This is a genomic window from Nostoc sp. (assembly GCF_036919675.1).
Classification (GTDB): domain Bacteria; phylum Cyanobacteriota; class Cyanobacteriia; order Cyanobacteriales; family Nostocaceae; genus Nostoc.
The window spans coordinates 1-25,272 of the sequence record NZ_JBALCP010000133.1 but is presented as its reverse complement, the minus strand read 5'-3'; the positions used below and the strand labels follow the sequence as shown (position 1 = coordinate 25,272).

At 40.5% G+C, this 25,272-nt stretch carries 26 protein-coding genes, 1 tRNA gene and 4 pseudogenes; 19 read left to right on the top strand and 12 right to left on the bottom strand.

Annotated elements, in window-relative coordinates; translation table 11 throughout:
• Positions 1 to 35 precede the first annotated feature (35 nt).
• The gene (locus V7K49_RS29895; protein WP_335208863.1) at positions 36 to 1,289 is read left to right on the top strand and encodes an MFS transporter; all 1,254 of its coding nucleotides are present in this window, start codon (positions 36 to 38) and stop codon (positions 1,287 to 1,289) included.
• 38 nt (positions 1,290 to 1,327) lie between these two features.
• Here the strand turns inward: V7K49_RS29895 and V7K49_RS29890 are convergent.
• Positions 1,328 to 1,401, bottom strand: a tRNA-Arg gene (locus V7K49_RS29890).
• A 34-nt stretch (positions 1,402 to 1,435) separates the two neighbouring features.
• On the opposite strand from V7K49_RS29890, the gene moaC reads away from it, so the two are divergent.
• Positions 1,436 to 1,945 (top strand): cyclic pyranopterin monophosphate synthase MoaC, encoded by a 510-nt coding sequence (gene moaC, locus V7K49_RS29885; protein ID WP_442948708.1) that lies wholly within the window; start codon positions 1,436 to 1,438, stop codon positions 1,943 to 1,945.
• Between the two features lie 62 nt (positions 1,946 to 2,007).
• On the opposite strand, the gene V7K49_RS29880 is transcribed toward moaC, so the two are convergent.
• A complete protein-coding gene (locus V7K49_RS29880; RefSeq protein ID WP_335208862.1) occupies positions 2,008 to 2,679 on the bottom strand; it encodes a Uma2 family endonuclease in 672 nt (223 codons plus the stop codon).
• A 123-nt stretch (positions 2,680 to 2,802) separates the two neighbouring features.
• Between V7K49_RS29880 and V7K49_RS29875 the strand changes: the two genes are divergently transcribed.
• From V7K49_RS29875 to V7K49_RS29865, 3 genes are all read left to right on the top strand, one after another.
• Positions 2,803 to 3,057: a hypothetical protein gene (locus tag V7K49_RS29875; RefSeq protein ID WP_335065464.1), complete on the top strand. Its 255-nt coding sequence runs from the start codon at positions 2,803 to 2,805 to the stop codon at positions 3,055 to 3,057.
• A 119-nt stretch (positions 3,058 to 3,176) separates the two neighbouring features.
• Positions 3,177 to 3,485 (top strand): DUF3181 family protein, encoded by a 309-nt coding sequence (locus tag V7K49_RS29870; protein WP_335208861.1) that lies wholly within the window; start codon positions 3,177 to 3,179, stop codon positions 3,483 to 3,485.
• Between the two features lie 287 nt (positions 3,486 to 3,772).
• Entirely contained in the window at positions 3,773 to 3,988 is a 216-nt protein-coding gene (locus tag V7K49_RS29865; RefSeq protein ID WP_335208860.1) for an acetyltransferase, read from the top strand.
• Positions 3,989 to 4,118: 130 nt separating this feature from the next.
• Here V7K49_RS29865 and V7K49_RS29860 read toward each other — a convergent pair whose 3' ends face one another.
• Complete coding sequence (locus V7K49_RS29860) at positions 4,119 to 4,601, bottom strand: ABA4-like family protein (protein ID WP_335208859.1); 483 nt, start codon at positions 4,599 to 4,601, stop codon at positions 4,119 to 4,121.
• Between the two features lie 165 nt (positions 4,602 to 4,766).
• Positions 4,767 to 4,868: pseudogene (locus V7K49_RS29855) on the bottom strand (GTP-binding protein); the annotation flags it as partial.
• Between the two features lie 291 nt (positions 4,869 to 5,159).
• Between V7K49_RS29855 and V7K49_RS29850 the strand changes: the two are divergent.
• Complete coding sequence (locus V7K49_RS29850) at positions 5,160 to 5,336, top strand: hypothetical protein (protein WP_335208857.1); 177 nt, start codon at positions 5,160 to 5,162, stop codon at positions 5,334 to 5,336.
• Between the two features lie 164 nt (positions 5,337 to 5,500).
• On the opposite strand, the gene V7K49_RS29845 is transcribed toward V7K49_RS29850, so the two are convergent.
• A complete protein-coding gene (locus V7K49_RS29845; protein ID WP_335208855.1) occupies positions 5,501 to 6,217 on the bottom strand; it encodes a biliverdin-producing heme oxygenase in 717 nt (238 codons plus the stop codon).
• Between the two features lie 652 nt (positions 6,218 to 6,869).
• On the opposite strand from V7K49_RS29845, the gene glmM reads away from it, so the two are divergent.
• The 6 genes from glmM to hpsP all read left to right on the top strand — a co-directional run bounded on the left by glmM (position 6,870) and on the right by hpsP (position 15,172).
• Positions 6,870 to 8,339, top strand: coding sequence for a phosphoglucosamine mutase (glmM, locus tag V7K49_RS29840; RefSeq protein WP_335208854.1), 1,470 nt, complete (start codon positions 6,870 to 6,872; stop codon positions 8,337 to 8,339).
• Between the two features lie 301 nt (positions 8,340 to 8,640).
• On the top strand, positions 8,641 to 10,296 hold the full coding sequence (gene hpsL / locus V7K49_RS29835) for a hormogonium polysaccharide biosynthesis protein HpsL (RefSeq protein WP_335208852.1): 1,656 nt from the start codon (positions 8,641 to 8,643) through the stop codon (positions 10,294 to 10,296).
• A gap of 11 nt (positions 10,297 to 10,307) precedes the next feature.
• Positions 10,308 to 11,456: a glycosyltransferase family 4 protein gene (locus V7K49_RS29830; RefSeq protein ID WP_335208850.1), complete on the top strand. Its 1,149-nt coding sequence runs from the start codon at positions 10,308 to 10,310 to the stop codon at positions 11,454 to 11,456.
• Between the two features lie 283 nt (positions 11,457 to 11,739).
• On the top strand, positions 11,740 to 12,720 hold the full coding sequence (gene hpsN, locus V7K49_RS29825; RefSeq protein ID WP_335208848.1) for a hormogonium polysaccharide biosynthesis glycosyltransferase HpsN: 981 nt from the start codon (positions 11,740 to 11,742) through the stop codon (positions 12,718 to 12,720).
• Between the two features lie 62 nt (positions 12,721 to 12,782).
• Positions 12,783 to 13,979 (top strand): hormogonium polysaccharide biosynthesis glycosyltransferase HpsO, encoded by a 1,197-nt coding sequence (hpsO, locus tag V7K49_RS29820; RefSeq protein WP_335208846.1) that lies wholly within the window; start codon positions 12,783 to 12,785, stop codon positions 13,977 to 13,979.
• A gap of 14 nt (positions 13,980 to 13,993) precedes the next feature.
• Entirely contained in the window at positions 13,994 to 15,172 is a 1,179-nt protein-coding gene (gene hpsP / locus V7K49_RS29815) for a hormogonium polysaccharide biosynthesis glycosyltransferase HpsP (RefSeq protein ID WP_335208875.1), read from the top strand.
• On the opposite strand, the gene V7K49_RS29810 is transcribed toward hpsP, so the two are convergent.
• Positions 15,169 to 15,882: a hypothetical protein gene (locus V7K49_RS29810; RefSeq protein ID WP_335208845.1), complete on the bottom strand. Its 714-nt coding sequence runs from the start codon at positions 15,880 to 15,882 to the stop codon at positions 15,169 to 15,171. The genes hpsP and V7K49_RS29810 overlap by 4 nt on opposite strands.
• A gap of 276 nt (positions 15,883 to 16,158) precedes the next feature.
• On the opposite strand from V7K49_RS29810, the gene V7K49_RS29805 reads away from it, so the two are divergent.
• The 3 genes and pseudogenes from V7K49_RS29805 (at position 16,159) to V7K49_RS29795 (ending at position 18,118) form a co-directional block, all read left to right on the top strand.
• Positions 16,159 to 16,797, top strand: a complete 639-nt coding sequence (locus V7K49_RS29805) for a peroxiredoxin (RefSeq protein WP_335208844.1) — start codon at positions 16,159 to 16,161, stop codon at positions 16,795 to 16,797.
• A 162-nt stretch (positions 16,798 to 16,959) separates the two neighbouring features.
• Positions 16,960 to 17,406, top strand: a pseudogene (locus tag V7K49_RS29800) (Uma2 family endonuclease); the annotation flags it as partial.
• A gap of 508 nt (positions 17,407 to 17,914) precedes the next feature.
• Positions 17,915 to 18,118: a DUF7219 family protein gene (locus tag V7K49_RS29795; RefSeq protein WP_334866730.1), complete on the top strand. Its 204-nt coding sequence runs from the start codon at positions 17,915 to 17,917 to the stop codon at positions 18,116 to 18,118.
• Positions 18,119 to 18,563: 445 nt separating this feature from the next.
• On the opposite strand, the gene V7K49_RS29790 is transcribed toward V7K49_RS29795, so the two are convergent.
• Complete coding sequence (locus V7K49_RS29790; protein ID WP_334866728.1) at positions 18,564 to 18,923, bottom strand: hypothetical protein; 360 nt, start codon at positions 18,921 to 18,923, stop codon at positions 18,564 to 18,566.
• Positions 18,924 to 19,418: 495 nt separating this feature from the next.
• On the opposite strand from V7K49_RS29790, the gene V7K49_RS29785 reads away from it, so the two are divergent.
• Positions 19,419 to 19,973, top strand: coding sequence for a pentapeptide repeat-containing protein (locus tag V7K49_RS29785; protein WP_335208842.1), 555 nt, complete (start codon positions 19,419 to 19,421; stop codon positions 19,971 to 19,973).
• 305 nt (positions 19,974 to 20,278) lie between these two features.
• Here the strand turns inward: V7K49_RS29785 and V7K49_RS29780 are convergent, their stop codons facing one another.
• A complete protein-coding gene (locus V7K49_RS29780; protein WP_335208841.1) occupies positions 20,279 to 20,446 on the bottom strand; it encodes a hypothetical protein in 168 nt (55 codons plus the stop codon).
• Between the two features lie 6 nt (positions 20,447 to 20,452).
• Here V7K49_RS29780 and V7K49_RS29775 point away from each other — a divergent pair, with 6 nt between their 5' ends.
• A complete protein-coding gene (locus tag V7K49_RS29775; RefSeq protein WP_335208877.1) occupies positions 20,453 to 20,890 on the top strand; it encodes a hypothetical protein in 438 nt (145 codons plus the stop codon).
• On the opposite strand, the pseudogene V7K49_RS29770 reads toward V7K49_RS29775, so the two are convergent.
• Positions 20,835 to 21,089, bottom strand: a pseudogene (locus V7K49_RS29770) (IS701 family transposase); the annotation flags it as partial. The gene V7K49_RS29775 and the pseudogene V7K49_RS29770 sit on opposite strands and share 56 nt — an antisense overlap.
• 76 nt (positions 21,090 to 21,165) lie before the next feature.
• Between V7K49_RS29770 and V7K49_RS29765 the strand changes: the two are divergent.
• Both V7K49_RS29765 and V7K49_RS29760 read left to right on the top strand, forming a co-directional pair.
• Positions 21,166 to 21,336, top strand: a pseudogene (locus V7K49_RS29765) (Uma2 family endonuclease); the annotation flags it as partial.
• 52 nt (positions 21,337 to 21,388) lie between these two features.
• Positions 21,389 to 21,661, top strand: coding sequence for a hypothetical protein (locus V7K49_RS29760; RefSeq protein ID WP_335208839.1), 273 nt, complete (start codon positions 21,389 to 21,391; stop codon positions 21,659 to 21,661).
• A gap of 101 nt (positions 21,662 to 21,762) precedes the next feature.
• Here the strand turns inward: V7K49_RS29760 and V7K49_RS29755 are convergent, their stop codons facing one another.
• The 3 genes from V7K49_RS29755 to V7K49_RS29745 form a co-directional block, all read right to left on the bottom strand.
• A complete protein-coding gene (locus V7K49_RS29755) occupies positions 21,763 to 22,038 on the bottom strand; it encodes a hypothetical protein (RefSeq protein ID WP_335208838.1) in 276 nt (91 codons plus the stop codon).
• On the bottom strand, positions 22,035 to 22,709 hold the full coding sequence (locus V7K49_RS29750) for a DUF305 domain-containing protein (RefSeq protein ID WP_335208837.1): 675 nt from the start codon (positions 22,707 to 22,709) through the stop codon (positions 22,035 to 22,037). The genes V7K49_RS29755 and V7K49_RS29750 overlap by 4 nt, the downstream gene beginning before the upstream one ends.
• A gap of 91 nt (positions 22,710 to 22,800) precedes the next feature.
• On the bottom strand, positions 22,801 to 25,032 hold the full coding sequence (locus V7K49_RS29745; protein WP_335208836.1) for a dynamin family protein: 2,232 nt from the start codon (positions 25,030 to 25,032) through the stop codon (positions 22,801 to 22,803).
• Positions 25,033 to 25,272: the final 240 nt, after the last annotated feature.

Here is a 25,272-nt window from a genome sequence, read left to right as displayed (position 1 = left end):
AACTCTTGATAAAAACTCATTAAATTGCATCTACCTTGAAAGCATTTAATACCTTTGACGCCGAACTACGGCGCAACCTGCTGATTTTATTTACAGCAGGTTTATTATTCTGGTCGAGCATATCTTCGCTTATACCAACTCTACCGCTTTACATCAATGATGTGGGCGCAAGCAAACAAGAAATTGGGATTGTGATGGGCAGTTTCGCCATTGGGTTATTGCTATCTCGCCCGATGCTGGGACGGTTAGCCGATGAAGATGGTCGAAAAATTGTCTTGTTGATTGGTACGATAGTAGCTGCGATCGCACCCTTTGGTTATTTGGCAACCCAATCAATTGGGCTATTAATCTTGGTGCGGATTTTTCACGGTATTAGCGTTGCTGCTTTTGCCACTGGCTACAGTGCGTTAATAGCGGATTTAGCTCCCACTGAAACTCGTGGTGAAATCATTGGTTACATGACCCTGGCAACTCCCCTTGGTTTAGCAATTGGCCCTGCCTTGGGAGCGTATTTAGAAGCTACAAGTGGTTACGGGGTTTTATTTCTGTTATCCGCTGAATTAGGTTTTGTTGCCCTTCTGGGAATTGTACAAGTCACTAATTCACCAGTGCAGACACAGGAGCAAACTGAGGTAAACAAGCGCAACTTTTGGCAAATTTTGGCTAGTCCCCGGGTGAGAGTTCCAACTATAGTTATGTTGCTAATTGGTTTGTCTCTCGGTGCTGTACAAACCTTTGTGTCGTTGTTCCTCAAATCCACTCACGTGGACTTCAATGGCGGACTGTTTTTTACAGTTGCGGCAATTTCTAGTTTTAGTATCAGGGTGTTTGCTGGTAAGGCAAGTGATCGCTTTGGTCGTGGTTTGTTTATCACCTTCGGTATTTTTTGCTACGTTTTAGCCTTAATACTGCTGTGGCAGGCTGACAGCGCGATCATTTTCTTACTGGCTGCGATCGCTGAAGGTGCTGGTGGTGGTACACTAATCTCGATGATGATCACGATGATGGCAGACCGCTCATTGCCGCAAGAACGGGGGCAAATTTTTGCTATATGCATAGCTGGACTTGACCTGGGGATTGCGATCGCCGCTCCTCTTCTGGGTATCATCGCAGAACTTGTAGGCTACCGCGATATGTTTGGCTACGGTGCTGTGATGACTTCTGTTGCACTTGTGATCTTCCTCACCCAGTCGAGCAAAAACCTATCCAACTCGCTACGCTTTGCACTAGGTCGCGCTCCAGATGCTTACGCCTTGAATAACTTAAAAGTTGGGAGTGAGGAACTTTAATTCTTCACTCCTAACTTTCAACTCTTAACTTTCAAAAACGGGCGAGGAGGGATTCGAACCCCCGACACCGTGGTCCGTAGCCACGTGCTCTAGTCCACTGAGCTACACGCCCTCACCGACAATCTATATTAACACGTTCTAACTAAATGATGCAAGATAATTCTCCATCTAATTTTGGCAACTTAACCCATCTAGATCGCCAAGGACAGGCACAGATGGTGGATGTGTCTGATAAAGCACCCACCGTCCGCCAAGCAGTAGCCGCTGCCAATGTGCGGATGCTGCCTACAACCTTCGCTGCCATTCAAGCCGGAAATGTGCCAAAAGGAGATGTGTTAGCAACTGCAAGATTGGCTGGGATTATGGCAGCCAAGCAAACAGCCACTTTAATTCCTCTGTGTCATCCGTTGCCTTTACAAAAAATCGCAGTCGAAATTATACCCGATCCGCAACTACCTGGTTATCAAATTCAAGCCACAGTCAAAACCAAAGCTGAAACAGGTGTAGAGATGGAAGCCTTAACTGCCGTTTCTGTGGCTGCCCTGACTTTATACGATATGGCAAAAGCCCTAGAAAAGTCGATTCAAATTGAATCGATTCGTTTAATCAGTAAGAGTGGCGGGAAATCAGGAGATTATTTCCTGCAAGAGCATTAGATAAGGGCGCATTTTACTTTGAAAAAATCTTTGATACCGTTTCACAATAATCCACAGTTCAGTTATGGGAGGTTGTCAGGGTCAATACCGAGACTACGTAAGTATGCTGCCAACTGTTCTGCCCGTTGACGTTCTTGCTCTGCCAATAACTCAGCCTGTTCTGCCCGTTGATTGAGTTCCAGCGAATTCAAAAATCTCTGTCCATCTGGACGGTAAATTACTAACTCTCCTTGCCCAGTTTGAAATCTAATTTCCAAGCGGGGGCTGAACCAATCATCCATTTGCCATAGCTTATTCAAATGGTTGTTTTGCCGCAACCAGCCATCTAGTTGAAAACTTTCAGGGTCATATAAATAGTATTCTTCAACACCATAGGTATCGTAAAACTCTAGCTTGCGATCCATCTCCTTGGTATCATTACTATAAGAGAGAATCTCAAAAACTACTTGCGGTGGAATATTGTCTTCTTGCCACTGACGATAAGAACGACGTTTTTGCTTTGGTCTACCTAAGGCAACCATCACGTCAGGTGCAGTCGGTGCAATCAGCCGAGAAGGGACGGGATACCAGAGCAAATCTCCCGCAATCAAAACATTGTCATTATTAGCAAACAGAATCTCTAAATTCTCCTTAATCAGGACAATCCAACGATATTGCTCTGTATTGTCTGCCATTGGTTTCCCGTCGCTATCTGGATAAAAGAGATCGGGGTCTATTTGCTCAAAGATACTCATAGGATTTAACCCATCTGCTCTTGACTTTTAATTAGATTATCACTGGTTCTAGAGGTCTAATAGCAACCGCTGCCCTAAAAACCTTAGAATGAGTAGGTGTATTTAAATCTGTAACAAATATTTATGCCTCCTCGTTGGCCTCGCGAACCTGATCGCAAAGACCCTGATTACCGCAAGATAGATGACCGGATGAATTTTGCCATCCATGTGGCGATCGCTGCTAGTATTAATTCTGGCTTATGGTTTTTTCACATCTTGAAAGCCACTACCTGGGAGTGGCTGCCTGGGGTGACTTTAAGTTGGACAGGAATATTGTTAGCACATCTAATTTATATTGCTGCGATCGCTAACTACAGTGATCCATCTAAATCCATCTGAAGACGGACTGCTGATGCTGGGGCGATTGTAACCTGTGGTAGTAGGACTAGCCTCTCAATTGAGCGATAATGGAAAAAAGCCTGAGATTTTGCGCTCTTTTTTAATGTAGGGTTATTTTTATGGCTAAGACTAACACCACAGAACTACTAGAAGCCCTAGCAGCTGAAATTGGCGAAAACGTCTACATAGACATTGCCAAATGGTATCTTTATTTATCTAATGCCAAACTGCATACCCTTGTTGCTGAACAGTTGTATCCCTTAATTACTTCCAACAATGTAAATGAAGACCAAGTTATAAAAGTCTTGAAATCAATTCCAGTAAAAATTGGTGGAGGTAAAAGCGAACTTCCTTTAATCGATTTACTACCACTGCAATCCCAGGTCACCTTAGTAGATATTTTAGAAAAATATCAACGCGAAATCTAATCGCTAAAACTAAGATTATTTGAATTAGATAATTTTATCGGTCAGCATTCCCTGATTTAATTTTAGATTGATATGCTGAGTTGGGGATTTATTTGCTGTATAAATTTTATAATAAAAATAAAAACCACAGATACACATAGATAAATCTCGTGTAATTCATGTCTGCATATCTGGTAAAATTTCCTTTAACAATTAAGGAATCTCGACGTTCTAAATCGGTTGAGATGTGAACGAGTTTATGTTAAGACTCGCGCTACACCTTATGCAAACTTATGGAGGCAATTTCTATGCTTTTACAACTCAAAGATACTGGTGAATTAGTAAAAATTCTTGAGATTCAGGAATTGCTTGATCCGAATAATGATGTCGTTCACGGACGACAACAAGAAGGTGAAGAAGAACAGCCACCTAATCCCTTTAAAAAAGAAAATCTCGTTTTTCCTTCTGGTGAAGTTCTACCACGCTGTTGGTTAGATGCTGAATATAGACATGACAACACTTAATGATTTTAAAATTAGGTAATAGGTAATGAGAGTAGACTGATTCCCTAATTATCAAGCCACAGATCCCCGACTTCGTAAAAGTTGTCGGGGATTTGCTTTTTCACAAACAATTTATGATTACTATATATAACTATGTGCCAGATGATGACGCAGCTTTTTCTCCTCCCGTCACCGCTTCATTCTGCTGAAATTTTGGGAAAAATGTCTTAGTAATCCAGCTAGTCAAGATGTGAGACAGTAATCCCAAAGGCCCAGCAAAGAAACACAGTGCAAGGGAGTGAATTGTCCAAATACCTGTTTTTTGCCCTTCCCAATAAATCCAGCGACCGACAAATAAATCCATCACTAAAAAATGAATCCAACCCGTTGCAGCAGCTGTTTCATCTGCAAAAAATCGCGCAATATCAGCTAATTGGGGATTCGATAAAGCTTGGGCATTTTCTGGCGTAATGCTATTGATAAATAAATACAAATACGCTCCAGCTAACAGCACAAAAGGCAGATATGATTCCATTATCCGCCGTGTCACTTTCCAATTTGGCAAGAGAATCATCAATGTCCAAAAAGGCAATACAAAAAGATTGGCAACGTTAAATAGTTGTGAAATAGTCATAGTTTTGTAAAGTCAGGATTGAGGATTTAAGTTATGAGTTAGGAGTAGAGACGCGATTAATCGCGTCTCTACTCCTAACTCATAAAGCTACTAGTACCGCAAGGCGGAAGTCAAAAGTCAAAAGTCAAAAGTCAAAAGTATTATGGAATGGGCTTTTTATGGATTTTAAATGGTTGCTCTATTTACGCCGTGGCGTACTAGCTGCGATTCAATTTCTGAGGATTTCAAATCACGACCGATGAAAACTAAGCGGGTTTGCCTGGTTTTTCCACTACCTAAGAAGCCTGTGACTACTGTAACAGGAATTTTTGTTGCCATTATTTAATCAATTGTGCCTGTTTATATTTTCCCTGATCGCTGACTAAATTAGGAATCAATGTTTATATATTCTGTAGATAGAAATTAGTAAGATTACCGCAAATGAATTCTGCTAAGACTATTAAGCTATTGATCAAACAAGCAAAATATGCTGAAAACATAAGAAACTATTAGGAGGCGGAAGTCCTTTGGCTATCGGTAATCAAACAAAAACCTGATGATGTTGTAGCTTATGTGAGATTGGCAAAGCTATTATCTGATCATAATAAAACAGAAGCGGCGTTGGCACTTTATCAACAATCCCTCAAAATCGAGCCTAGCGTTCAGATATACACTGATTTAGGAATGTGGTTGTTAGATATACAAAAACCAGAAGAAGCGAAGCGATCGCTGCTTTTCAAGAAGCACTTAGACTGAATCCTGGTCATCAAAATGCAGCACAAGCTTTTAACAAGCTACAACATAATAGCCATGATCGCTAACAAACAGCATTAGGGGCAACATCCCCGCGATCGCCTGATTTTATTCAGGTGAACCCAGAGAGGTTACCCCTAGATTTACAAAATTTTACTTAATAAATTTTACTCAGCGGTGACGAGTTCAGTACTACCGCGTGTACGACGCCGTGTGAGGCTGTTGTACAGCATTACACCGATCGCCTTGATCAAATTGCCTTCCAATTCTTGGAACATATTCATGTTCGTGCCAAAGGCGGCGTTAGCTTCATCAACGATGTGATCGGTTGTAGCATCATCAAGGGGTAATTCATCCAAAGTTTGACGATATTTCGCTTTGAATGCCTTCTCATCAGGAATCTCTGGAAACTCATAAAAGGCTGTTCCTTGCCCATCAGACAAATTCATCGCCGTTACAGCAATATTTTTGAGAATTTGTCCCCCAGATAAGTCACCCAAGTAACGAGTATATGAATGAGCGATTAACAGTTCCGGTTCTGTGGCAGATATTTCTCGGATGCGCTTTACATAAGCTTCACCTGCGGGAGATAGTTTGATTTGCTCTCTCCAGTTAGCACCAAAGTAATAACCCAGGTCTTGCTCCAGGGTATACTTGCGGTTTAACTGGGGAAAGTTAATTTTAGAAAGAATTGGGTGCTGGCTATGCTTTTCCATTTCCTCTTCCATCGCTGAGTAGACGAAGTAGAAGTTAGCAACTAGTTTTCGGTAAGAGTTTTTCTCGACTACTCCTCTTAAAAAGCACTTGACAAAACCTACATTTTCTGCCATTGTGTGGGCTTTCTTAGTGCCTACACGTAATTTGGTTGCTAAATTGCTGCTCATGCTAAAATTCTCAACTTTAAAAAGTTAACTGCCGGAGTTTTGATTCACTAACGGCTAAAAAAGCCATTAAAACGTTACCTTAAAACTATTTGATGAGAATTTATATTAAAATTTTTTAAGCCACCCCATCGTTTTGTAGCTTTTTACACAGCCACAACGCTAATACCAATTACCTGTGAGGTTGCTCCGGAACTGGGGGATTTTGCCCCAAGTCCGACCAAGCTTGATTTTGTGCAGTTTCACAAAGAAGGGGATATAACTTTACATTCTGGTGTTTTAATTTTTTGTTGTTATTAGCTAAATTTCGCTTTCATTCTCAGCTTTCCTGAAAACACTTCTGAGAAAATTATGGTAATATTTATTACAATTGTTCTGAGGAAGTAAAATTGCAAAGTGTGAATTAATACAGATAAAAATCAAGACTAAAGTTGAGGGCATAAAAGTAATAATTAGTTAAAATGTGGAAACTTTACTAATAACGGAAAAAATAATACTGACTTCATGAAAGATTTACAATTAAAGCTATTTAAGTATTATTACGTAATCTAATTTTGATTTAGAATGAATTTTTAAAGATAAAAAGCATGTCAAAATTGCTGAATAAAGTCTTAAGTGCTATTTTTCAGTGTGATTGTGTGGAGTATTTAAACATATGGTTTCATCTATAACTCGGACACCAGGCATTCCTGGGGATTCTACTTCCGAAGCTGACGAATTAGACAAAGGGATTGAGAGCAGTTTTGCATTGAATTTAATCCCATTACCAGCAAATCCCTTATTTGGCACAGATGGTATTCGCGGACGAGTCGGAGAATTACTAAGTGCGCCCCTAGCATTACAAGTTGGTTTTTGGACAGGTATTGTTTTACGTAACAATGCTACTCAAATAGGGCCAGTTATTCTCGGACAGGACTCTAGAAACTCTAGCGATATGCTGGCAATGGCTTTGAGTGCAGGTTTAACAGCAGCGGGGTTAGAGGTTTGGTATTTGGGATTATGTCCCACTCCTTGCGTTGCCTATCTTACCAGCATCAGTGATGCCATTGGCGGAGTGATGATTTCTGCCAGCCACAATCCCCCACAGGACAATGGCATTAAGGTTTTTGGTGCGGATGGTGGGAAGTTACCCCAAATATTGCAGGCAGAAATTGAAGCGGGACTGCGTGGCAAGATATCACCTATTGCTATTAGTAATTGCGGACGGCATTACTCACGTTTTGAGTTAGTGGGGCATTATAGCGAGGCGTTGAAAAAACCCTTAAACAGTGCCCTAAATCTTCAGGGAATGAAGATTGTCTTAGACTTGGCGTGGGGAGCAGCAGTAGGATTAGCACCATCAGTATTTACAGAAATGGGGGCAGAGGTGATCTGCTTGCATAACGAAGCAGATGGCGATCGCATTAATGTTAACTGCGGTTCTACTCACCTAGATATTCTTGCAGCAACAGTACAAGAACACAATGCTGACATCGGCTTTGCTTTTGATGGCGACGCCGATCGCGTTTTAGCAGTAGACAATACCGGAAGGCAAGTTAACGGCGATTACATTCTCTATTTATGGGGACGCCAATTACAACAAAACCAACAACTGCCAGATAACCTGATTGTATCTACAGTCATGGCTAATTTAGGTTTTGAGAAAGCTTGGCAACAAATTGGTGGTAACCTGATTCGCACCGCAGTCGGTGACCAATATGTGCAAGCAGAAATGCTGCGGACTGGGGGAATGTTAGGCGGCGAACAATCGGGTCATATTCTTTGCCGTCATTATGCCGTGACTGGAGATGGCTTGTTAACAGCCTTACATGTAGCAGCTTTGGTGAAAGAGGCGGATATTTCCCTAGCAGAATTAGTAGATCAAAGCTTCCAGACCTATCCGCAACTGTTGCGGAACGTGCGGGTCGTAGATCGCGATCGCCGTTTAGGATGGCAAGATTGCCAACCTGTACAACAAGCGATCGCTCTTGCTGAAGCTGCAATGGGTGATTCCGGCAGAATTTTGGTTCGCGCCTCTGGCACAGAACCAGTGATCAGGGTTATGGTGGAAGCCGCCAATGCCGAACTTACCAACTACTGGACAAATGAATTAGTTTCAAAAGTCCAGCAATATCTGATGGACTAAGTTAACGTGAGTTTGACAAACCTCTCCCTGCCTTGAACTTTCGTTCAAGTCTGTGCCTCTGGGACTCTCAGAGGGAGGATTTTACGTAGTAACTTAGGCGGTTACTACATGAGCCGTCAAATTCACGTTAAGTTAGCTACTATCTCAGCTTTTATCAAAAAGATTAAAATTTAGCATTTTTAATCGCAAATTATTAAATCAATCAGCTAGAGATGAATTCGGATTGTACGACTTACAGCAATCCAAAGAAATTTGTCAACTATAATATATTTCCCTGAGGCTGACAGGCTACAGCATTACTATGCCGAAAATAAAGTCAAAATCTCAGCAATCTAAAAAGTCGAAAAAGCAGGGTAAAAAGGAAACTTCTACCCTTAGCCTCAAAGAACAGTTAGCCCAAAAGCGCAAAGCAGCCCTAGCACGTAAAGAATTCATTAGCGTACTCATCATCGCCACTATTGGCGGTGTTTTCTTTGGCATTGTGCTTTTTTTTGTAAGTGGAATTAAAGCAGCCGTTCCTGGTGTCTTGGGGATACTCGTCATCTCCCTTTCCTACAAATACCCGCGCCAAGCGCTATATGCCTTCATCATTTACGTACCTATTGGGGGTACTATCACCTACTACTTGGGCAATAGTCCCATACTCCAATTAGCTAAAGATGCCTTTTATCTTCCAGCGCTAATTGGACTTTGGCAAACTTGCCGTAAACAAGGGCTACCCATAATTATTCCCCAAGGCATTAAAATCCCACTTTATATTGTTTTGGGTTGCAGTCTGCTAACACTATTATTTATCAATGGTGGACAGCAGTTTAACCCACCTAGTGTGGGACTATTGGAAAAAGCGCCCAACGAAATACCTTTAGGAGTGGGAATTCTGGGACTAAAAGTATTTTTAGGTTATGTCCCCCTGATTGGTTGTGCCTACTATCTAATTCGTGATAAGCGGGATTTTCTATTTTTATCGCGCCTCCAGATTGTCCTCACACTGATTTGCTGTGCGCTGGGATTTATTCAATACCTGTTACTACTAACTGGTGTATGTCAAGGCACTAGAGGTCTTGAAGGAAATGCCCTATTTGTTACATCACTAGAAGCCCGGTGTTATTTTGGTGGAGCGCTCTTATATAGTCCCGACGAAGGGGTTATTCGCCTACCAGGGACATTTGTAGCCCCTTGGCAGTGGGCATGGTTCTTAATTTCCAGTACCTTTTTTACCTTTGCCACTGGCTTCACCGATCCCTCCCCAATATGGCGGCTAGTCGGTTTAGGTTCTTTAGTGACAGTCTTTATCAATGCTGTAATCTCTGGACAGAGAATCGCCTTAGCTTTAGTACCAACCTGCTTCGGGATTTTGCTATTGCTGACTGGACAAATTGGCAACCTTAAACGATTTATCCCCATAGGGATAGGACTTGCTCTAGTTTTGGGAATTGTGATGGTGACTAACCCTGCTGTCGTGCAAGAGAGAACCGAGAGTTTTACTAGTCGCTGGGACGCTTCACCACCTCAAGATTTTATCGTCCAGCAATTTCAAGAGAATTGGAAAAACGTAGACGGTCCCTTGGGAAGTGGCTTAGGTCGAGCAACTAACTCTGCTCGTGTAATGGGTTCAACCAAACTCGTAGAAACCTACTATCCCAAAGTTCTTTATGAAGTTGGAATTGTTGGAGTACTAGCTTTTTTGGGTTTGGTAACAAGTTTAACAATTATTGGCTTTAAAACCTATCGCTCTATAAAAAACCGTAATTTCCGCAGTTACGGAGCAGCTTTGTGGGTGTTTATATTGTTTATTAGCTACAACACCTACTACTATCCTCTGGATGTTGATCCGGTTGCTGTCTATTATTGGTTTTTTGCCGGAGTTCTTTTTAAATTGCCAGAACTGGAGAAACAAGATCGAGAAGATGCCAACCCTCAGCAAAAAAACAAGAGAAAACGTCTAAAAACAATTTAAATGAAATAAAAATGGTAAAAGTTATCATAGCAGGTCAAAAACACCTCAGCATTCCAAACCTACCTCGAAATTCTCGGCATACACTCATCCGCCCCAAGGCTTTCCCCGCAGGCAGATATCCGATAGAAAAAATTTGGTATCCTTTAAGCAGCTTTATGGCTTGGCAACCTGTATGGGGAAGATACCAAGCAATTCATTCTTTCAATAGAATTTTATATACAAATAAACCTTGGTTTTTCACCTTTGAAGATCATCGTGTTTTATATAGAAATCCTCAAAACAAAACCGAAGCTGCAATTTATGAATTATTAAATAATCGGTTAGCGTTAGACAATTGCCAAAAACTTATCGCTATTTCCGATTATGCCAAGTTGAGATTAATTAAGCGGATAGAAGGTTGGAAGATAGAAGAAAAAGTAAGCAAAAAATTAGATGTTATTCATCCAAACTTCCCAGTCAGAGTTAGCCAACCGAAACTATATCAAGAACAGCAAAATCTCCAGCTTGTATTTATCGGAAACCACATTGCCCGCAAAGGTGGAGTTGTTGCTTTAAGACTCGCCAAGAAAGCTGAAAAATTAGGTTTACCTATTATTGTACATATAATTTCAGATATGGGGCATGGTTCAGGATACCCGACTGATTTTCCCGATACCACGAAATATGTAGAGGATTTAAAGTTACTGAAGTTAAATAATGTTGTGTTTCATAAAAATATTGTTAATGACAAAGTTATTGAGTTATTATCGCAAAGTCATTTTCAAATAATGGCGACATTACATGATACTTATGGTTATAGTATCATCGAAGGCTTTTCCGTTGCAACTCCTGCGATTACAACAAATGTATGTGCTTTACCAGAGTTTATTCGTCATGGCGAAAATGGCTATATTTTAGAATTACCAATTAATGAACTTAGGCACTGGAGCAATTGGTTGCACGGAGATAAAATCAAAACTAATGAATATTGGGAAATTCTAAACAGCACCTATGACTATTTGGCAGAGCAAGCATTGCAACAAATCATTCAATTTCTTGATAGAAGTGATAAACGAGAACATTACGAATTTTTAAGTGCAGGAGCATTAGCTCAAGCGCAAATTGTGCATAACTCCGAAAAGCAAAATGAGTTATTTGATAATCTCTATGCAGCAGCGTAAACAATTGACTGAATGTGAATTCTGACTTTTCAGGTCATGCGGAAAAACCAACAAAGAATCTGGTAGGGTGCGTTATGGACATTAGTCCTAACGCACCGAAAATCTGGGATGGTGCGTTAGCCTACGGCATAATACACTCTTGCATTACTTTTCAAACAACCTTTTAGTCAGTTCTTGGGCTGTTGACTGAATCTAAATCAAGACAATAGTAGCTTACTAAAGTTAATCAAAATTAATTTTTATAAGGTTATTATCAAAGTAGAAAAATTGCTTAATAAAAATCATGAATAATTATCCTTTAATTACTGTAGTTATCCCGACCTATGGTCGAGAGGAAGCGCTACAGGATAGCATTGTAGATGTCCTGAAACAAGACTATCCAAATTTTGAAGTTTTAGTGGTAGACCAAACCCCAAAACACCAACCAGAAATTCAAGCCTACCTAGAAGAGATGGTGGGGGCAGGTAAAATTAAATGGTTGCGCTTAGATTGGGCGAGTTTGCCGGGGGCGCGAAATTACGCTGTGCGGCGGTCTTCTGGTGAAATAATATTATTTATTGATGATGATGTTCAGCTAACCCCAGAATTATTAACAGCCCATGCGAAAAATTATTTGCAAAATCCAGAAGTGGGGGCTGTGGCCGGACGGGTATTTGACAGAATGAAATTGGGTGATTCTGGAGGAGATTTACAGATTGAATATCTGCCTCCCGAAGCAATGGACCCAGGAATTGCTTGGTATCATATTGATTTAGTACATACCATCAAACCCCAGCAAGTGCTGACAGCAAGGGGTTGTAATATGTCTTTTCGCCGTGAAATTTTTATTAAGTACGGGCTGAGATTTGATGAGAGGTTTGGCGGTAGTGCAGTGCGCGAAGAGTCAGATTTTTGTTTACGGGTGCGACAAACAGGATATAAGATTTGGTACGACCCAGAGGCCCATTTAGTGCATCTAGGCGAAGAAACAGGGGGTTGTCATGATATTAGTATGCGATCGCTCAAATATCAACTCACCTTTTATCACAACCATTTCCTACTAGGGCTGAAAAACCTTACTCTTATTCAAGCTTTACGCTTATACGGACGTTTATTTGACTGTCACGTCCTGGGACGCCCACCTTGTAATAAAAGCGGTTCCCCCATCAAAATTGCCACTCGCGCTTTTTTCTACACTTTGGGTTTTTTCAAAGCCTTGGGTACTGTCATCCAATCAATATGGAGCGATGGTCAAATTTACAGTCGATTGGATGAACAAGTTTAGTTAGGAGTTAGTGAAAAACAAAGGACAACTGACAAAAAATAAATAAGAATTAATAAATATCAATGAAAATCTTAGTTGCTAGTCACACTTATATCGTTGACCTCAACTGTGAAAAATTACGTGCTTTATCTCAACTAGAACCGGGAGTTGAAGTGACAGTTGTAGTCCCAAAGCGCTGGAAACCAGGTGGCGTGCAAAACAGAATTATTGAAACTGAATACCGTGATGAAGGTACATTTAGAATAGTTCCAGTTTCTAATTTCAGTCAAAATCATCAGGGACTCCTTACCTTTGGCACTGATTTAATATCTTTGTTAAAACAATTTCGTCCCCAAATCATTCAAGTGGAACAAGGGTCTAGAGGACTGGCTTATACTCAGATGATTGCTTTAAATAAGCTATTGGGACTCAAGGCAAAAAATGTATTTTTTACCTGGTGGAATTTACCCTATGAACTAAAATTACCAGTTGCTTTATTAGAAAAATATAACCTCAATCACAGCCACGGGATCATTTCTGGCAATCAAGATGGAGCAGAAGTTTTGCGACAACGGGGATTTAAAGGAGCAATTAAAGTCATGCCGCAACTGGGTGTAGATGAAAGTTTATTTACTCCCAAAGCCCAACCAGAATTAGCAGCTAATTTGGGCATTAATCAAGAGGATTTTGTAGTAGGTTTTGTTGGGCGATTTGTACAAGAAAAGGGTTTGTTAACACTTTTGCAAGCCTTAATAAATTTGAAAAACAAACCTTGGAAATTACTGCTGTTGGGACGGGGAGAGTTGCAAACTGAGTTAATAAAAATGGCGGTAAAAAATAATATTAAAGAAAGATTAATTTTGATAGAAAGTGTCCCCCATGACGAGGTGACAAACTATATCAATTTAATGAGTACTTTAGTACTGCCTTCAGAAACAACTTCTAAGTTTAAAACCTTAACTTCTGTTGGCTGGAAAGAACAATTTGGTCATGTAATAATTGAGGCAATGGCTTGCCAAGTACCTGTAATTGGTTCTGATTCTGGTGAAATTCCTTATGTAATTGGCGATGCTGGTTTAGTATTTCCCGAAGGAGATGCTCAAGCCCTTGCTAATTGCTTAGTTCAATTAATAGATCAACCCTATTTTGCTCACACTCTGGGTGAAATGGGTTATCAAAAAGCAATGATTAAATACACAAACAAAGCTTTGGCTAAACAGCAATTAGAGTTTTATCAAGAATTGGTTGATAGTCAAGAGTCATGGGTTATTAACAAATGACAAATGACAAAAAAATGAAAATATTACAAATCGTTCCCTCAATTTCTCTGATTTACGGCGGCCCCAGTCAAATGGTACTAGGATTAGCTCCAGCGTTGGGAAAAGAGGGAGTGGAAGTTACAATTCTCACAACTGATAGTAATGGTGATAATGGTCAAACACCTTTGAATATTCCCTTAAATCGCCCAATTAAACAAGATGGCTATGAAATAATTTACTTTCGTTGCGCTCCATTTCGTCGCTACAAATTTTCCCTAGATTTATTAAACTGGCTAAAACGTCATGCTCATGAGTTTGACATAGCACATATTCATGCTCTATTCTCTCCTATAAGTAGTGCTGCTGCTATTGTGTGTCGTCAGCAAAAGCTACCTTATATTTTCCGTCCTTTAGGTACTCTCGACCCGGCTGATTTACGGAAGAAAAAGCAATTAAAACATCTTTATGTTGCAATTATAGAACGTCAAAATTTAGCTGGTGCCGCAGCAATTCATTTTACCAGCGATCAAGAAGCTAAAATATCAGAACGATTTGGAGTATCTACGCCAGATTTGGTGATTCCCTTGGGTGTGATTCCTCCTCAATCTCCTCTTAAAAATTTATCTAGTCAGTTAGAAATACCAAAGGATGTGCCTTTAGTGCTGTTTATGTCACGAATTGACCCTAAAAAGGGGTTAAATTTGTTGATTCCGGCGCTAGAGAAGCTATTAGCAGTTGGTTATAAGTTTCATTTTGTCTTAGCTGGGACAAATCCCCAAGATCCAGATTACGAACAAAAGATAATATCCCAAATTCAAAATTCACCGCTGCGATCGCACACTACAATTACCGGCTTTGTCACTGGTGAACTAAAAGTTAGTTTACTACAAGCTGCTGATTTATTTGTCTTGCCTTCCTACTACGAAAATTTTGGGATTGCTGTAGCTGAAGCGATGGTAGCAGGAACATCTGTGATAATTTCTGACCAAGTGCATATTTGTCAACAGATACGTGATAGCGAGTCAGGTTGGGTATGTGCAACAGATGTCCAAGCACTGGTAGAGTTACTGCAAGAAGCTTTGCAAAACCCCGCAGAATGCCAACGACGGGGATTAAACGCCCAAAAATATGCATTGGAAAATTTTAGCTGGGATGCGATCGCTCGTCAAACAATCCAAGCCTACCAGGAAATTCTAACGAACAAATTAATTTAACCCAATGCAGACAATAGCAGTTTTTGCCAAATAGGCGCTAGAACTGCTTTGACAACGATATCCGCAATCACAAAACCAATCCCAATTAACATATAAGTTTTAGGAAAGGGAGACTTAGGAACTTCACCTCTGATGCGAGTTACTAGATTTAATCCTAAAGCAGCTAAAGCCACCCCAGTTGCGATAAACCCAATTATCCGCAAAATAGACCAAGGATACCACCCTAAAATAGCTGCTAACCAAGGTTTAGCACTAACTTTCACCAATTCTGCAACATAAAAACTCATGTAGTTCAGCATCCAAGTACCGAATATCAATGCCACACTACTTAAGGTGACAATGCAGAGAATACAAAAAATCCCATATTCCAATAAATGCTCTGGTAAAAATAAACTAAGTGAACCTTCTGAACCTTCTCCAGTACGAATCCAGTGCAACATTTCCGTAGTATATGACTGTCCCCGAAGAATATTTTTTGCTGCTGTTTGTGGTGCAATCGTCGTTGCTACAATTATGGCAATACTTTGCAACACTCCCCAGAGTAACATCCAGTAAAAAGCACTTTTATATTGTTGACGACGCACATGTAAAAATAAAATGGGATAGGGGACAGCAGCACCGAAAATCGGCATCAACCAGGGAATTCCAAAAACAAAACTCGCAATTGTGCTGAGGATAACACCAATAACCAAAAATATTACTATCATCATAAGTAATTCAAAAAGAAAAGAGGCTGGGCACTGAGAGAGAATTCAAAAATATGTTCTTTGAAATGCCTTGGTGATAATTTTAGAGCTTGTTACCTAATCCTTAGTTCCTACTCCCCAGGCCTTTTGACTAATCTTTACCTCCCCGATCTATTATCCGAGAGTGGTGACAACCTAAAATTTTGTTTCAAACCGCTAAAGCCCGATTGGGAAATAGGGGTTTTATGTCATGATGGCAAAGTAGAACACATATGCTTTTCTAACTACAGGGAATCTCACATGGCTCTCCGTCTAGGTGACACAGTACCCAACTTTACGCAAGCCTCAACACACGGCGACATCGATTTTTACGAATGGGCAGGTGACAGCTGGGTAGTGCTGTTCTCTCACCCTGCTGATTTTACACCTGTTTGCACAACAGAACTCGGCACAGTTGCCAAGCTAAAACCAGAATTTGACAAGCGCAATGTCAAAGCGATCGCACTTAGTGTTGATAATGTTGAATCCCACAAAGGCTGGGTGGGAGACATCGAAGAAACTCAAAGCACCACCCTCAACTACCCAATTTTGGCGGATGCCGATCGCAAGGTTTCTGACCTTTACGACATGATCCACCCCAATGCTAATGCGGCTGTGACAGTGCGATCGGTTTTCGTGATTGACCCCAAGAAGAAACTCCGTCTCACTTTCACATACCCTCCCAGCACGGGACGCAACTTTGATGAACTTTTGCGGGTGATTGATTCTCTGCAATTGACTGATAACTACAGCGTGGCGACACCAGCTGACTGGAAAGATGGAGAGGATGTCGTAATTATCCCCTCACTCAAAGATCCAGAAGTACTCAAAGAGAAATTCCCCAAAGGTTATGAAGAAGTAAAACCCTATCTGCGGCTAACTCCTCAGCCTAACAAGTAAATCTGAAAATGATTTCGGATAAAAAAGCAAAGGCGAGGCAGCGCGGTCTTGGGGTTTTCCCCCATGAGCGACTGCCGTCGCAAAGTTCTATCTTGGCGTCTTTGTTTCTTTGCGTGAGAATATAGTTACTCGGCTAGGCATCCGAACCTGGAGGAAATCTTGATGTTTTCATCCCCTTTGGTTTTACAAATTCCGTCATCAATGCAAATGACAGACGAACAATTTTTTGAGTTCTCTCAGGTGAATCATGACTTACGCATTGAGCGGAATAAATTTGGAGAATTGCTAATTATGCCTCCTACTGGTTCAGAGACAGGAAATCGACAAGGTAACATATTGGGACAATTGTGGGTTTGGTCGGAACAAGATGGTACAGGTATAACTTTTAGCTCTAGTAGAGGATTTAAGTTATCAACACGTGCAGAACGATGTCTGACGACAAGCCACTGCGTGTCTACGCCAGATGCTTCCTGGATTAAACTAGAACGGTGGAATTCTCTGTCTCCAAAATAACAAGAAAGGTTTGTACCCATTTGTCCAGATTTTGTAGTCGAACTCAAATCTCCTAGCGACAACCTCCAGACTTTGAAGGAAAAAATGGAGGAATATAGGACTTACGCATTGACAAAAAGAATCATCTATAGAGTCTAGATAATGCCATCACTGCTAAGGTTTGCAAAAATATGCTCACGTACAACTAACGTGAACATATTCCGTTGTACTTCGTACCAATGTCTAAGGGTGGGGAAAGCTGTTAACTTATACCTTCTTCAAAGCTTTACGTTTTATCTCGTAGTCAATCACTAAATGAGCAAACCAAACAACGCTCTGTCATATTACAGGAAAAGAGCTTTTTATTTGACCTGCTCAGGAGGTTATCTTTTAATCTTTATTCGACCTACCCACAAGTCTCGCCTCCTCTAAGACTACGACTTTTTTAGTCATATTTGGCGCTGAAAATCCTAATCATAGTACAGAAAGATTATGAACAACATCTGTGCGATTACGGTCGAATAAGTTTTGACGACAACCGACGTAACATTATAGTTTTCGACAAAAATGGGCATAGAAACCAATAATGAATCAGTTTTTTTAATTATCTTTAGAGCAAGAGTTTATGAATAGCTACAAGGGAAAATTTACCCTAGAGAACCTCGTTTTTAACGCTAATGTACAGGAATTTTCGCATCAGATTAGCGACATTTATGGATTAAGCAACCAAGGTACAATTTCCCAGAAAGAGGCTTACACCCAGATTCAAGTCTTATTTGAAGCACTCAAGCGTTCCAAACAGGAACTTAGAATTGGCGAAACCCCTTGACAGTGCAATGCCAAAGACTAATAAGTAGGGATGAAATTAGCGAGGCTGTCGTTAGCCGCCACTTAACTTTCAAAATCTTTGCTGTGTAAAGCTGATAATTAAAATGCACAACATATTAGCGCTGGGGGAAAATGTAAGATTTCAAATCCCCATTATTGGAACTCGTAAGCAGTCCAGTGGACACGCTCTTATCGTCCAGTAGACTAGTGGACAGACTCAAAGCACCCACTTTGTAGAGAGCCGTTTTGATTGCCTCGACCGTGCAACGACTCTTCTCGGTCGAGGTTTATTGAATTTCTTAGCGTACAATTTTCCCAAAATGGCGCGGTGAACCCAATTGCAACTGCTGCCACAGGCCGTGAGTGATATCAGGCGAGTGCTGTCCAAATCTGGGTGTACATGGCAAGCCTTTTGGACTGTTACCCAAGAGCATGAAGTTATTAAATCAGACTAGGGAGCAGAATTGACCCAACAAGAGACAGAGTGACAGAGTTAGGATCTGGCGACTTAGCCAATCAGCGTTTTCGCGCAGGATATGCAGAATGCTACCGTGAACCACTGTTTCTATTTGTATCTGCTCTTGTACAGGTAAATAGTAGTGGCTTTTGGGGGTGCTGGATAATTCCTGTACCCCTTCGACTACATAGCGGTTAGGGACATGACTTAGAATGTGGGCAATTAACTTTTGGCGCAACTCATGAATCGAAAAAGCTAATTGATAAGGATGTTCAGGGTACTCATCCAAGACATTTTCAATTTCTTGAATGACTATTGGCAATGTTAAATTAATCAACGTATGTGACATTAGTATTGTTTGATATAGATGTTTACTTTCAAGCCTAGATTCATTTAATGAATATACAGTCTGTTCTCAAAAATATTTCCAGATGGTTCCTAATTCATCTGCTTATTAAAATTGTAACAACCAGGCGTTTGAAATCGAGTATATACAAGAGCTTGATTGATAGTTGAATTGTATAAGTTGATTAACGGCACACACAAAACGTAGCCAGATTAATTTTGCAATATAACTCTCTTTGAGGAATTAACCAACAAAGCGATCGCCATTCCCTGTCCTTAAATTCCTTTTGTTGTCCTGACGATTTTTCCGGAGAAAGCAGAAGAAAAAATATTTAGTTCTTGAAGCCTGTTTCGCAGATATAACCCAAGTTGCTAGTTACTCTTATGAGCGATCGCTTTCGGACGATAGTTGATAACTATTTACATTAGTTAACAATAAACTCATGGATTAACTGATAATATTTACTTAACTTTCAATAAGCAAATATTGCTTTTTATTATGAAAACTCCAGAACTTCTGAGACGATACGCAGCAGGAGAACGGGACTTTAGTAACGTAAACTTAATTCAGGTCTGTCTGACTAATGCAAATCTGATTGGGGTACACCTAAAGGGAGCGGACTTGATTGGTAAAGACTTAAAGGGAGCATATCTGACTAATGCACATATTAGTCAGGCGAAACTGAATCAGGCAACTTTTGCTGATTCACAAATGATTGAAGTATGCCTAATTAGTGCAGAAATGGTTGATGCAGACCTGAGTGGAACAGACTTGACCGGAGCAAATTTAAGTGGAGCCAATTTAAGCTGTGTCAAGCTAGGTGGAGCCAACTTGAGGGGAGCAAACTTAGGTGAGACAGACCTCACCGGAGCGGATCTTAGGGGAGCGGAACTGAGTGAAGCTAACTTGAAAGGAGCAAAGCTAGCTGGGGCAGATATGGACGGGGCATATTTAGATAAGGCAGACATGACTGGCGCAGATATCGACGGGGCAAATATGCGGAGAGTCGGATTAACTGGAACAAAAATGCCCGATGGAACAGTTCACGACTAAGTGACTTGAGTGATTTTTAACCTAAGTTTATACATCAAGGCAATAATCGGGCTGCGATTCTAGATAATTACTGCCTGACAAATAAGTTGTTTATCCAACGTTTGTTCAGGCAGTAATTAACACTATCTTAATGATGTTGATAATACCGTTATTCTCAGCAACATCTGGGATTATAACAGTAGCATTATTCAGCCTAGACAATGAAAAAATGTTGGTAGTGATAAATATATAGTGATGATAGAGATTTAGTATTTATACTCAGATAATTCAGTAACTATTTCCAGATTTTTGTATTACTTTTTGTACTACAAAATGACGTGCAGAATGTGGGTTAAATAATTAGCCTCGGCGAGGGGATGGGAAATTGTTCTGGGGTGGATCGGGGTGGGTGCGATTGGCTCTGCCACTGCCCCTTGGGCAATCGCTGTTCTAGCGCTCTCCTGATGGTAGAATAAGTCTAAAATTAAGAACATTCATTAATGTTACATGAATTTCTCTTAGCAGAACGTGACGAAATTCTCGCCTTGTGTTCAAAAAAGATCGCGCGTCTTGCTGATTCCATGAGTTCGAGCGACGAAATGGAAAGAGGATTACCTGTGTTCTACGATGAACTCATTGAGGTATTACGTGCTGATATAGATGAATCTGGGGAAGCACATAACAATTCTATAGAAAGTGTTCACAGAGCCTCCGCAGAGCGCCGGGGGAAAGAGTCGTTAAAACTTGGCTACAGCATTTCTCAGGTTGTTCATGGCTACGGCGCTCTTTGTCAAGCTATCACTCAGTATATTCAGGAGAATAGTAGTGAAACAGCATCCCCTCGTGAATTCAACCTATTAATTCTGCATATTGAGGGTTACTATAAAGCTTTTCTATTACTGTATCGTCAACACTTAAAATCCCTCCTCTTAAATTGATAACTGTCTTTACAAGGTTAAACAAATCTTTTGGTTCATATCGCTCCCTCACCAAAAAGCGGTTTACACTGTCGTGTGAAACGTCTCCTAGTATTTCTGATACTCTACTACACCCCCCATACTTTGGTTCTGATCGCAGAAACAGAGTGTAATGTTCTAGATTGCATTGTGCTGTCGAGGGTTTGCTGATTTCTCTCAATTGCCCAATACCTACAAGTAGATGACACCTATTTTCAACTGCATTATTTTACCACTCTGTCAATGCGTAAGTCCTAGAATATATGAATGAGCTAGGAATACAGTTAGGCTGGTTGATTGATCGTAAGCAGCGTAAAGTTTATATTTATCGTCCTGGATTGCCAGAGGAATGTTTGGATAATCCTGCTACCGTTAGTGGTGAGTTGGTATTGCCTGGGTTTCTTCTGAATATGAGTAAAGTTTGGTAGAGAAAGTTTTATAAAGCAGTTTAACTATTCACAAGCAACAAGGTTAAAAATCTTGACTAGTGTTGAAGGAACATATCGCAATGGTCGAGTGGAACTCACTGAACAACCCACCGATGTACATGAAGGAACGCAAGTAATTGTAACTTTTATCAGGTCGGATGAGATTGACCTAGCCTCTCAAGGAATTAACGAAGCGCAGGCTGAGATTTTGCGATCGCATCTAGCAACCTTTGCAGATGACTGGGATAGCCCGGAAATGAGTATCTATGACAACTATGACGCAGCCAAAACCAGGATTGGTATTAGTACAATGCAGTTCAGTTAAGGCTGAAACTCTTTGTAAAAGTAAATTTTTTGAACGAACCGCAAAGGACGCAAAGGACACAAAGAGAAGAAATTAAATGCTTAACTGAACTGTATTGGGTATTAGTACAGCATTTCATTAATTCGTAGCGAATTAAATTTGGCAATGCCAATGCATACCTCTACAATGCCAATGCGTCCCTCTACAATGCCAATGCATACCTCTACAATACCAATGCATCTCTCTACAATACCACTGCATCTCTCTACAATGCCAATGCATCCCTCTACAATGCCAATGTGTCCCTCTGCAATACCAATGCGTCCCTCTACAATGCCAATGCATCCCTCTGCAATTAAAAACACTACGATTTTATGCAAAACTGTACTTAGGCTCACTTGTTATACCAAGTTTTTCGCCACTGCTGCATTTGCTTAATCTCTGTATTTTGTGCTTTGATAATTTCTTGGCCTAATTGCTTAATTTCAGGGCGCTTAGACTTACCCAAGACATCTTTTGCCATTGTTACAGCCCCTTCATGGTGAGGAATCATCGCATTGATAAAGCGCAGATCAAATTCAGCATCAGCTGCACCTAAGTCCTGACTCATCATCATGGCTTTCGTTTGGTCAGACGACATCTCCATCATGTGACCCATTTGACTGTCATAAGCCATTGGTTTATCTCCCGCCTTGGGATACCAAGCTTGTCGCCACTGCTTCATCTGAGTGATTTCTTGGTTTTGCGATTTGATGATATTGTCTGCTAGTTTTTTGATTTCAGGGCGTTTTGATTTCTGCTGCGCTTCTTTAGCCATTTCCACAGCCCCTTGATGGTGCGGTATCATAGCGTCGATAAATCGTAAATCAAAGTTAGCGTCAGCTGGGCCTAAATCCATTCCCATGCTGTGATTCATCTGCTTGTCGCTAACATTGGTAACGGTTGCGTTTGGGGCTTGGCTTTGGTTCTGGGAAGCCGTATTGCTACAGGCTGTGATTAACCCACCGGCTGAGCCGATCGCAGTCAAGGTTAACGCCAAAAAGCCATTCCTCAAAGATAACAGTTGCATAAGTCTCACCTAAACAGTTTCCTAATTCTAATCAAATTAGGATGAAATCTAAAGCTCCCCGACTTTTCAAAGAAGTTGGGGAGCTGGTTGTTCATTTCTCACTCAAAATTGTGTAAGCTTCATTAATTAAGTGCATTTTCTCTTGTGCTTGTTTTTGCAGTTGCGGCTGATTCACAAACAAATCGGGATGCCATTTCTTTACTAAAGTTCGATAAGCCTGCTTTACCTCAGCCTGAGAAGCATTTGCTTGTAATCCTAAAATGTCGTAGGCGTGAGTAATCTTATCTATTTGGGCTTGGTTGGGTGTTTTGTTGCTTGGAGTTGTATTTTGCTGTTTGCCAGTTTGAGAACCAGGCGATGTCTGACGACAAGCCTTAGGGCTACGCATCTCTGCTTTCATTCGCGCTATTTCCTCATTGAGTTCCCAATCACGAAATTTCGCCTCCAACTCTTCTGGACGTGGAGAGGGAGAAGCTTTTGGCGGTGGTGGAGAAACAGATTTTACCCTTGTCTCAGTATTATTAACACGATTTTCATATTGTTGCTTAATATCTGGATCTTTTTGTGAGAAAGTTTTAACTCTCTCTGGCTGTGGCGAATATTTGCTATTGATATTCGGATATTTTGGTATTTCTTTATAAGGTTGATAATTTGAGACAATTTTGACTTTTTCTAAGTCTTGTAGCAAATGATTAAAACCGTTTTGTAACCGCTGCAAAGTTTCACGCTTATTAGTAATTTCTAGTGGTTCTTGACTGAGTTCAAAACAAATTATTTTTTCGGCTTTCTGCTCATATTCAGTCAAAATTGATAACCCTTGAACGCTGAAGCAAGATAAATAATTTTCAATTGCAGTTATACAAAGTTTAGCAACTTCCTGATGATAAGATTCCTTTGCTAATTGTTCGTCTTGGTTTTGGATATTCTTGTTTAATAAATAAGAAATACTCCCGACGACAGCAGCACCCACCGGGCCGCCTAACAACCAACCAATACCACCACCAACAGCGATGGAACCAGATTCACTCAAATCATCAGTATTGCTTGACTTTGAGGGTAGTATTAGTTGTGGTTCACTAGGAAAGGGAATTAATAAATCTTGCGGTCGTTCTTCGTGGAAAAATTCATAAGCTTGATCAAGCCATTTCACCGCAGCCAATTGCAACTGAGTCAGGTCTTTTTTAAGAGTATTTATTTGCCAAGATTTAAAGTTATTTTCTGCCAATGCAACTGCCGCTTCAGCTTGATATTTTGTGAGCAGCTTGGGTAATGCTAGCCAATCTCGTAATTCTCCCACACTAATAGCAAAACCTTTATAAATTAAGTTGGCTGCTTTTTGTTTAATTTCAATTTTAGTATTTTGTTTATCATCAAAGGATTTTATTTCAATAGCAATATGGTCAATTTTAGCTTTTAATGAGAGTTGGATTTGAGAAGCGATCGCTTGCACTCTTGGCAAACGCACGCTACCACGATTTGGTTGCAAAATCCCCACAATATTTTGCAAAGCTGTTTCAAAAGCTGCTAAACCACTACTATTGGCAGCAGCAACATCGCCTTTTAATCTCGCTCTTAAGGCAGGTAAAGCATCAACGCGATATAAATTACTAAAACCTGGAGGTAATTCGGCTCGAAAGCTTTCCGCAACAAACACCAGCCGATTTTGGACTTGTTTTTGCTCGTCGGGTTCGAGTAAGTTAATAAAATTGGCAACAAATATAACTGTTTTAATACCGCGATCTAATAGCCAATCTCGTAAATTTTCCCGCTCACCCAAAGTCATTAACTTCCGTGCATCTAATAATTGGATGACTAAATCTGCACTTAATAGTTGCTCTCGGACTAAATTATCTTGTTCTTCTCTATCATTTGTTCCTGGTAAATCGAGGAATTCTACACCTGTTTCTAAGAAAGAATGCGGACAAAAAATTTCTACAGATGCTACATCTTTTCGCCTCTGTCTATTACCATCAAGAATTGCAAATTCTTGTAAAACTTCTGTGCCACTGCGATAGATTTCTGTACCATCTACCAACATGATATGAGTTTGCAGATCAGAGCCATACTTGACAGTAATCGCTGCGCCTGTGGTGGGAATTAAATCAATTGGTAAGGTGCGATTCCCTAGCATGGCATTCAGTAAGGTAGATTTGCCATGATTAAAGGGGCCAAATACCGCAATGCGAAAGCTAGGATTAACTAAATGATTGCAAATGGTACTTATATCTTGATGCAGTTGCGATTTGCCTTCTAAATTCAGTAATGCCGATGCAGATTTGAGAGAATCTGCTAAATCCTTATAAGCTTCATACTCTTGTTGCATAGTTCCTCGTTAGTTCCTCGTTCCCAGCTAGAAGCTGGGAATGCATATAGTTGAGGCTCCGCCTCACATTATTATATTTATGCTATAGCAATCCTAAATGAATCGTGAAAATCTCCGATTCCTCTCTCTGCGGCTCTGCGGTTAAGGGAGCATGTCAACTTTGTTAGAACAAACGAACTAAACAGGTTCTAAAGCTGGTTATTAAGATAAGCACAGCGATGCTTGAGAACTTGAGAGACG

Excerpts from the sequence above, each read along its gene's own strand:
- hpsP (WP_335208875.1), top strand. The coding sequence starts at position 13,994 with ATGAAAATATTACAAATCGTTCCCTCAATTTCTCTGATTTACGGCGGC.
- V7K49_RS29860 (WP_335208859.1), bottom strand. The coding sequence starts at position 4,601 with ATGACTATTTCACAACTATTTAACGTTGCCAATCTTTTTGTATTGCCT.
- moaC (WP_442948708.1), top strand. The coding sequence starts at position 1,436 with ATGATGCAAGATAATTCTCCATCTAATTTTGGCAACTTAACCCATCTA.
- V7K49_RS29780 (WP_335208841.1), bottom strand. The coding sequence starts at position 20,446 with ATGTTCTTAATTTTAGACTTATTCTACCATCAGGAGAGCGCTAGAACA.
- V7K49_RS29745 (WP_335208836.1), bottom strand. The coding sequence starts at position 25,032 with ATGCAACAAGAGTATGAAGCTTATAAGGATTTAGCAGATTCTCTCAAA.
- hpsN (WP_335208848.1), top strand. The coding sequence starts at position 11,740 with ATGAATAATTATCCTTTAATTACTGTAGTTATCCCGACCTATGGTCGA.
- V7K49_RS29830 (WP_335208850.1), top strand. The coding sequence starts at position 10,308 with ATGGTAAAAGTTATCATAGCAGGTCAAAAACACCTCAGCATTCCAAAC.
- V7K49_RS29750 (WP_335208837.1), bottom strand. The coding sequence starts at position 22,709 with ATGCAACTGTTATCTTTGAGGAATGGCTTTTTGGCGTTAACCTTGACT.
- hpsL (WP_335208852.1), top strand. The coding sequence starts at position 8,641 with ATGCCGAAAATAAAGTCAAAATCTCAGCAATCTAAAAAGTCGAAAAAG.
- V7K49_RS29805 (WP_335208844.1), top strand. The coding sequence starts at position 16,159 with ATGGCTCTCCGTCTAGGTGACACAGTACCCAACTTTACGCAAGCCTCA.
- V7K49_RS29775 (WP_335208877.1), top strand. The coding sequence starts at position 20,453 with ATGTTACATGAATTTCTCTTAGCAGAACGTGACGAAATTCTCGCCTTG.
- V7K49_RS29865 (WP_335208860.1), top strand. The coding sequence starts at position 3,773 with ATGCTTTTACAACTCAAAGATACTGGTGAATTAGTAAAAATTCTTGAG.
- V7K49_RS29795 (WP_334866730.1), top strand. The coding sequence starts at position 17,915 with ATGAATAGCTACAAGGGAAAATTTACCCTAGAGAACCTCGTTTTTAAC.
- V7K49_RS29810 (WP_335208845.1), bottom strand. The coding sequence starts at position 15,882 with ATGATGATAGTAATATTTTTGGTTATTGGTGTTATCCTCAGCACAATT.
- hpsO (WP_335208846.1), top strand. The coding sequence starts at position 12,783 with ATGAAAATCTTAGTTGCTAGTCACACTTATATCGTTGACCTCAACTGT.
- glmM (WP_335208854.1), top strand. The coding sequence starts at position 6,870 with ATGGTTTCATCTATAACTCGGACACCAGGCATTCCTGGGGATTCTACT.
- V7K49_RS29790 (WP_334866728.1), bottom strand. The coding sequence starts at position 18,923 with ATGTCACATACGTTGATTAATTTAACATTGCCAATAGTCATTCAAGAA.
- V7K49_RS29845 (WP_335208855.1), bottom strand. The coding sequence starts at position 6,217 with ATGAGCAGCAATTTAGCAACCAAATTACGTGTAGGCACTAAGAAAGCC.
- V7K49_RS29875 (WP_335065464.1), top strand. The coding sequence starts at position 2,803 with ATGCCTCCTCGTTGGCCTCGCGAACCTGATCGCAAAGACCCTGATTAC.
- V7K49_RS29785 (WP_335208842.1), top strand. The coding sequence starts at position 19,419 with ATGAAAACTCCAGAACTTCTGAGACGATACGCAGCAGGAGAACGGGAC.
- V7K49_RS29880 (WP_335208862.1), bottom strand. The coding sequence starts at position 2,679 with ATGAGTATCTTTGAGCAAATAGACCCCGATCTCTTTTATCCAGATAGC.
- V7K49_RS29870 (WP_335208861.1), top strand. The coding sequence starts at position 3,177 with ATGGCTAAGACTAACACCACAGAACTACTAGAAGCCCTAGCAGCTGAA.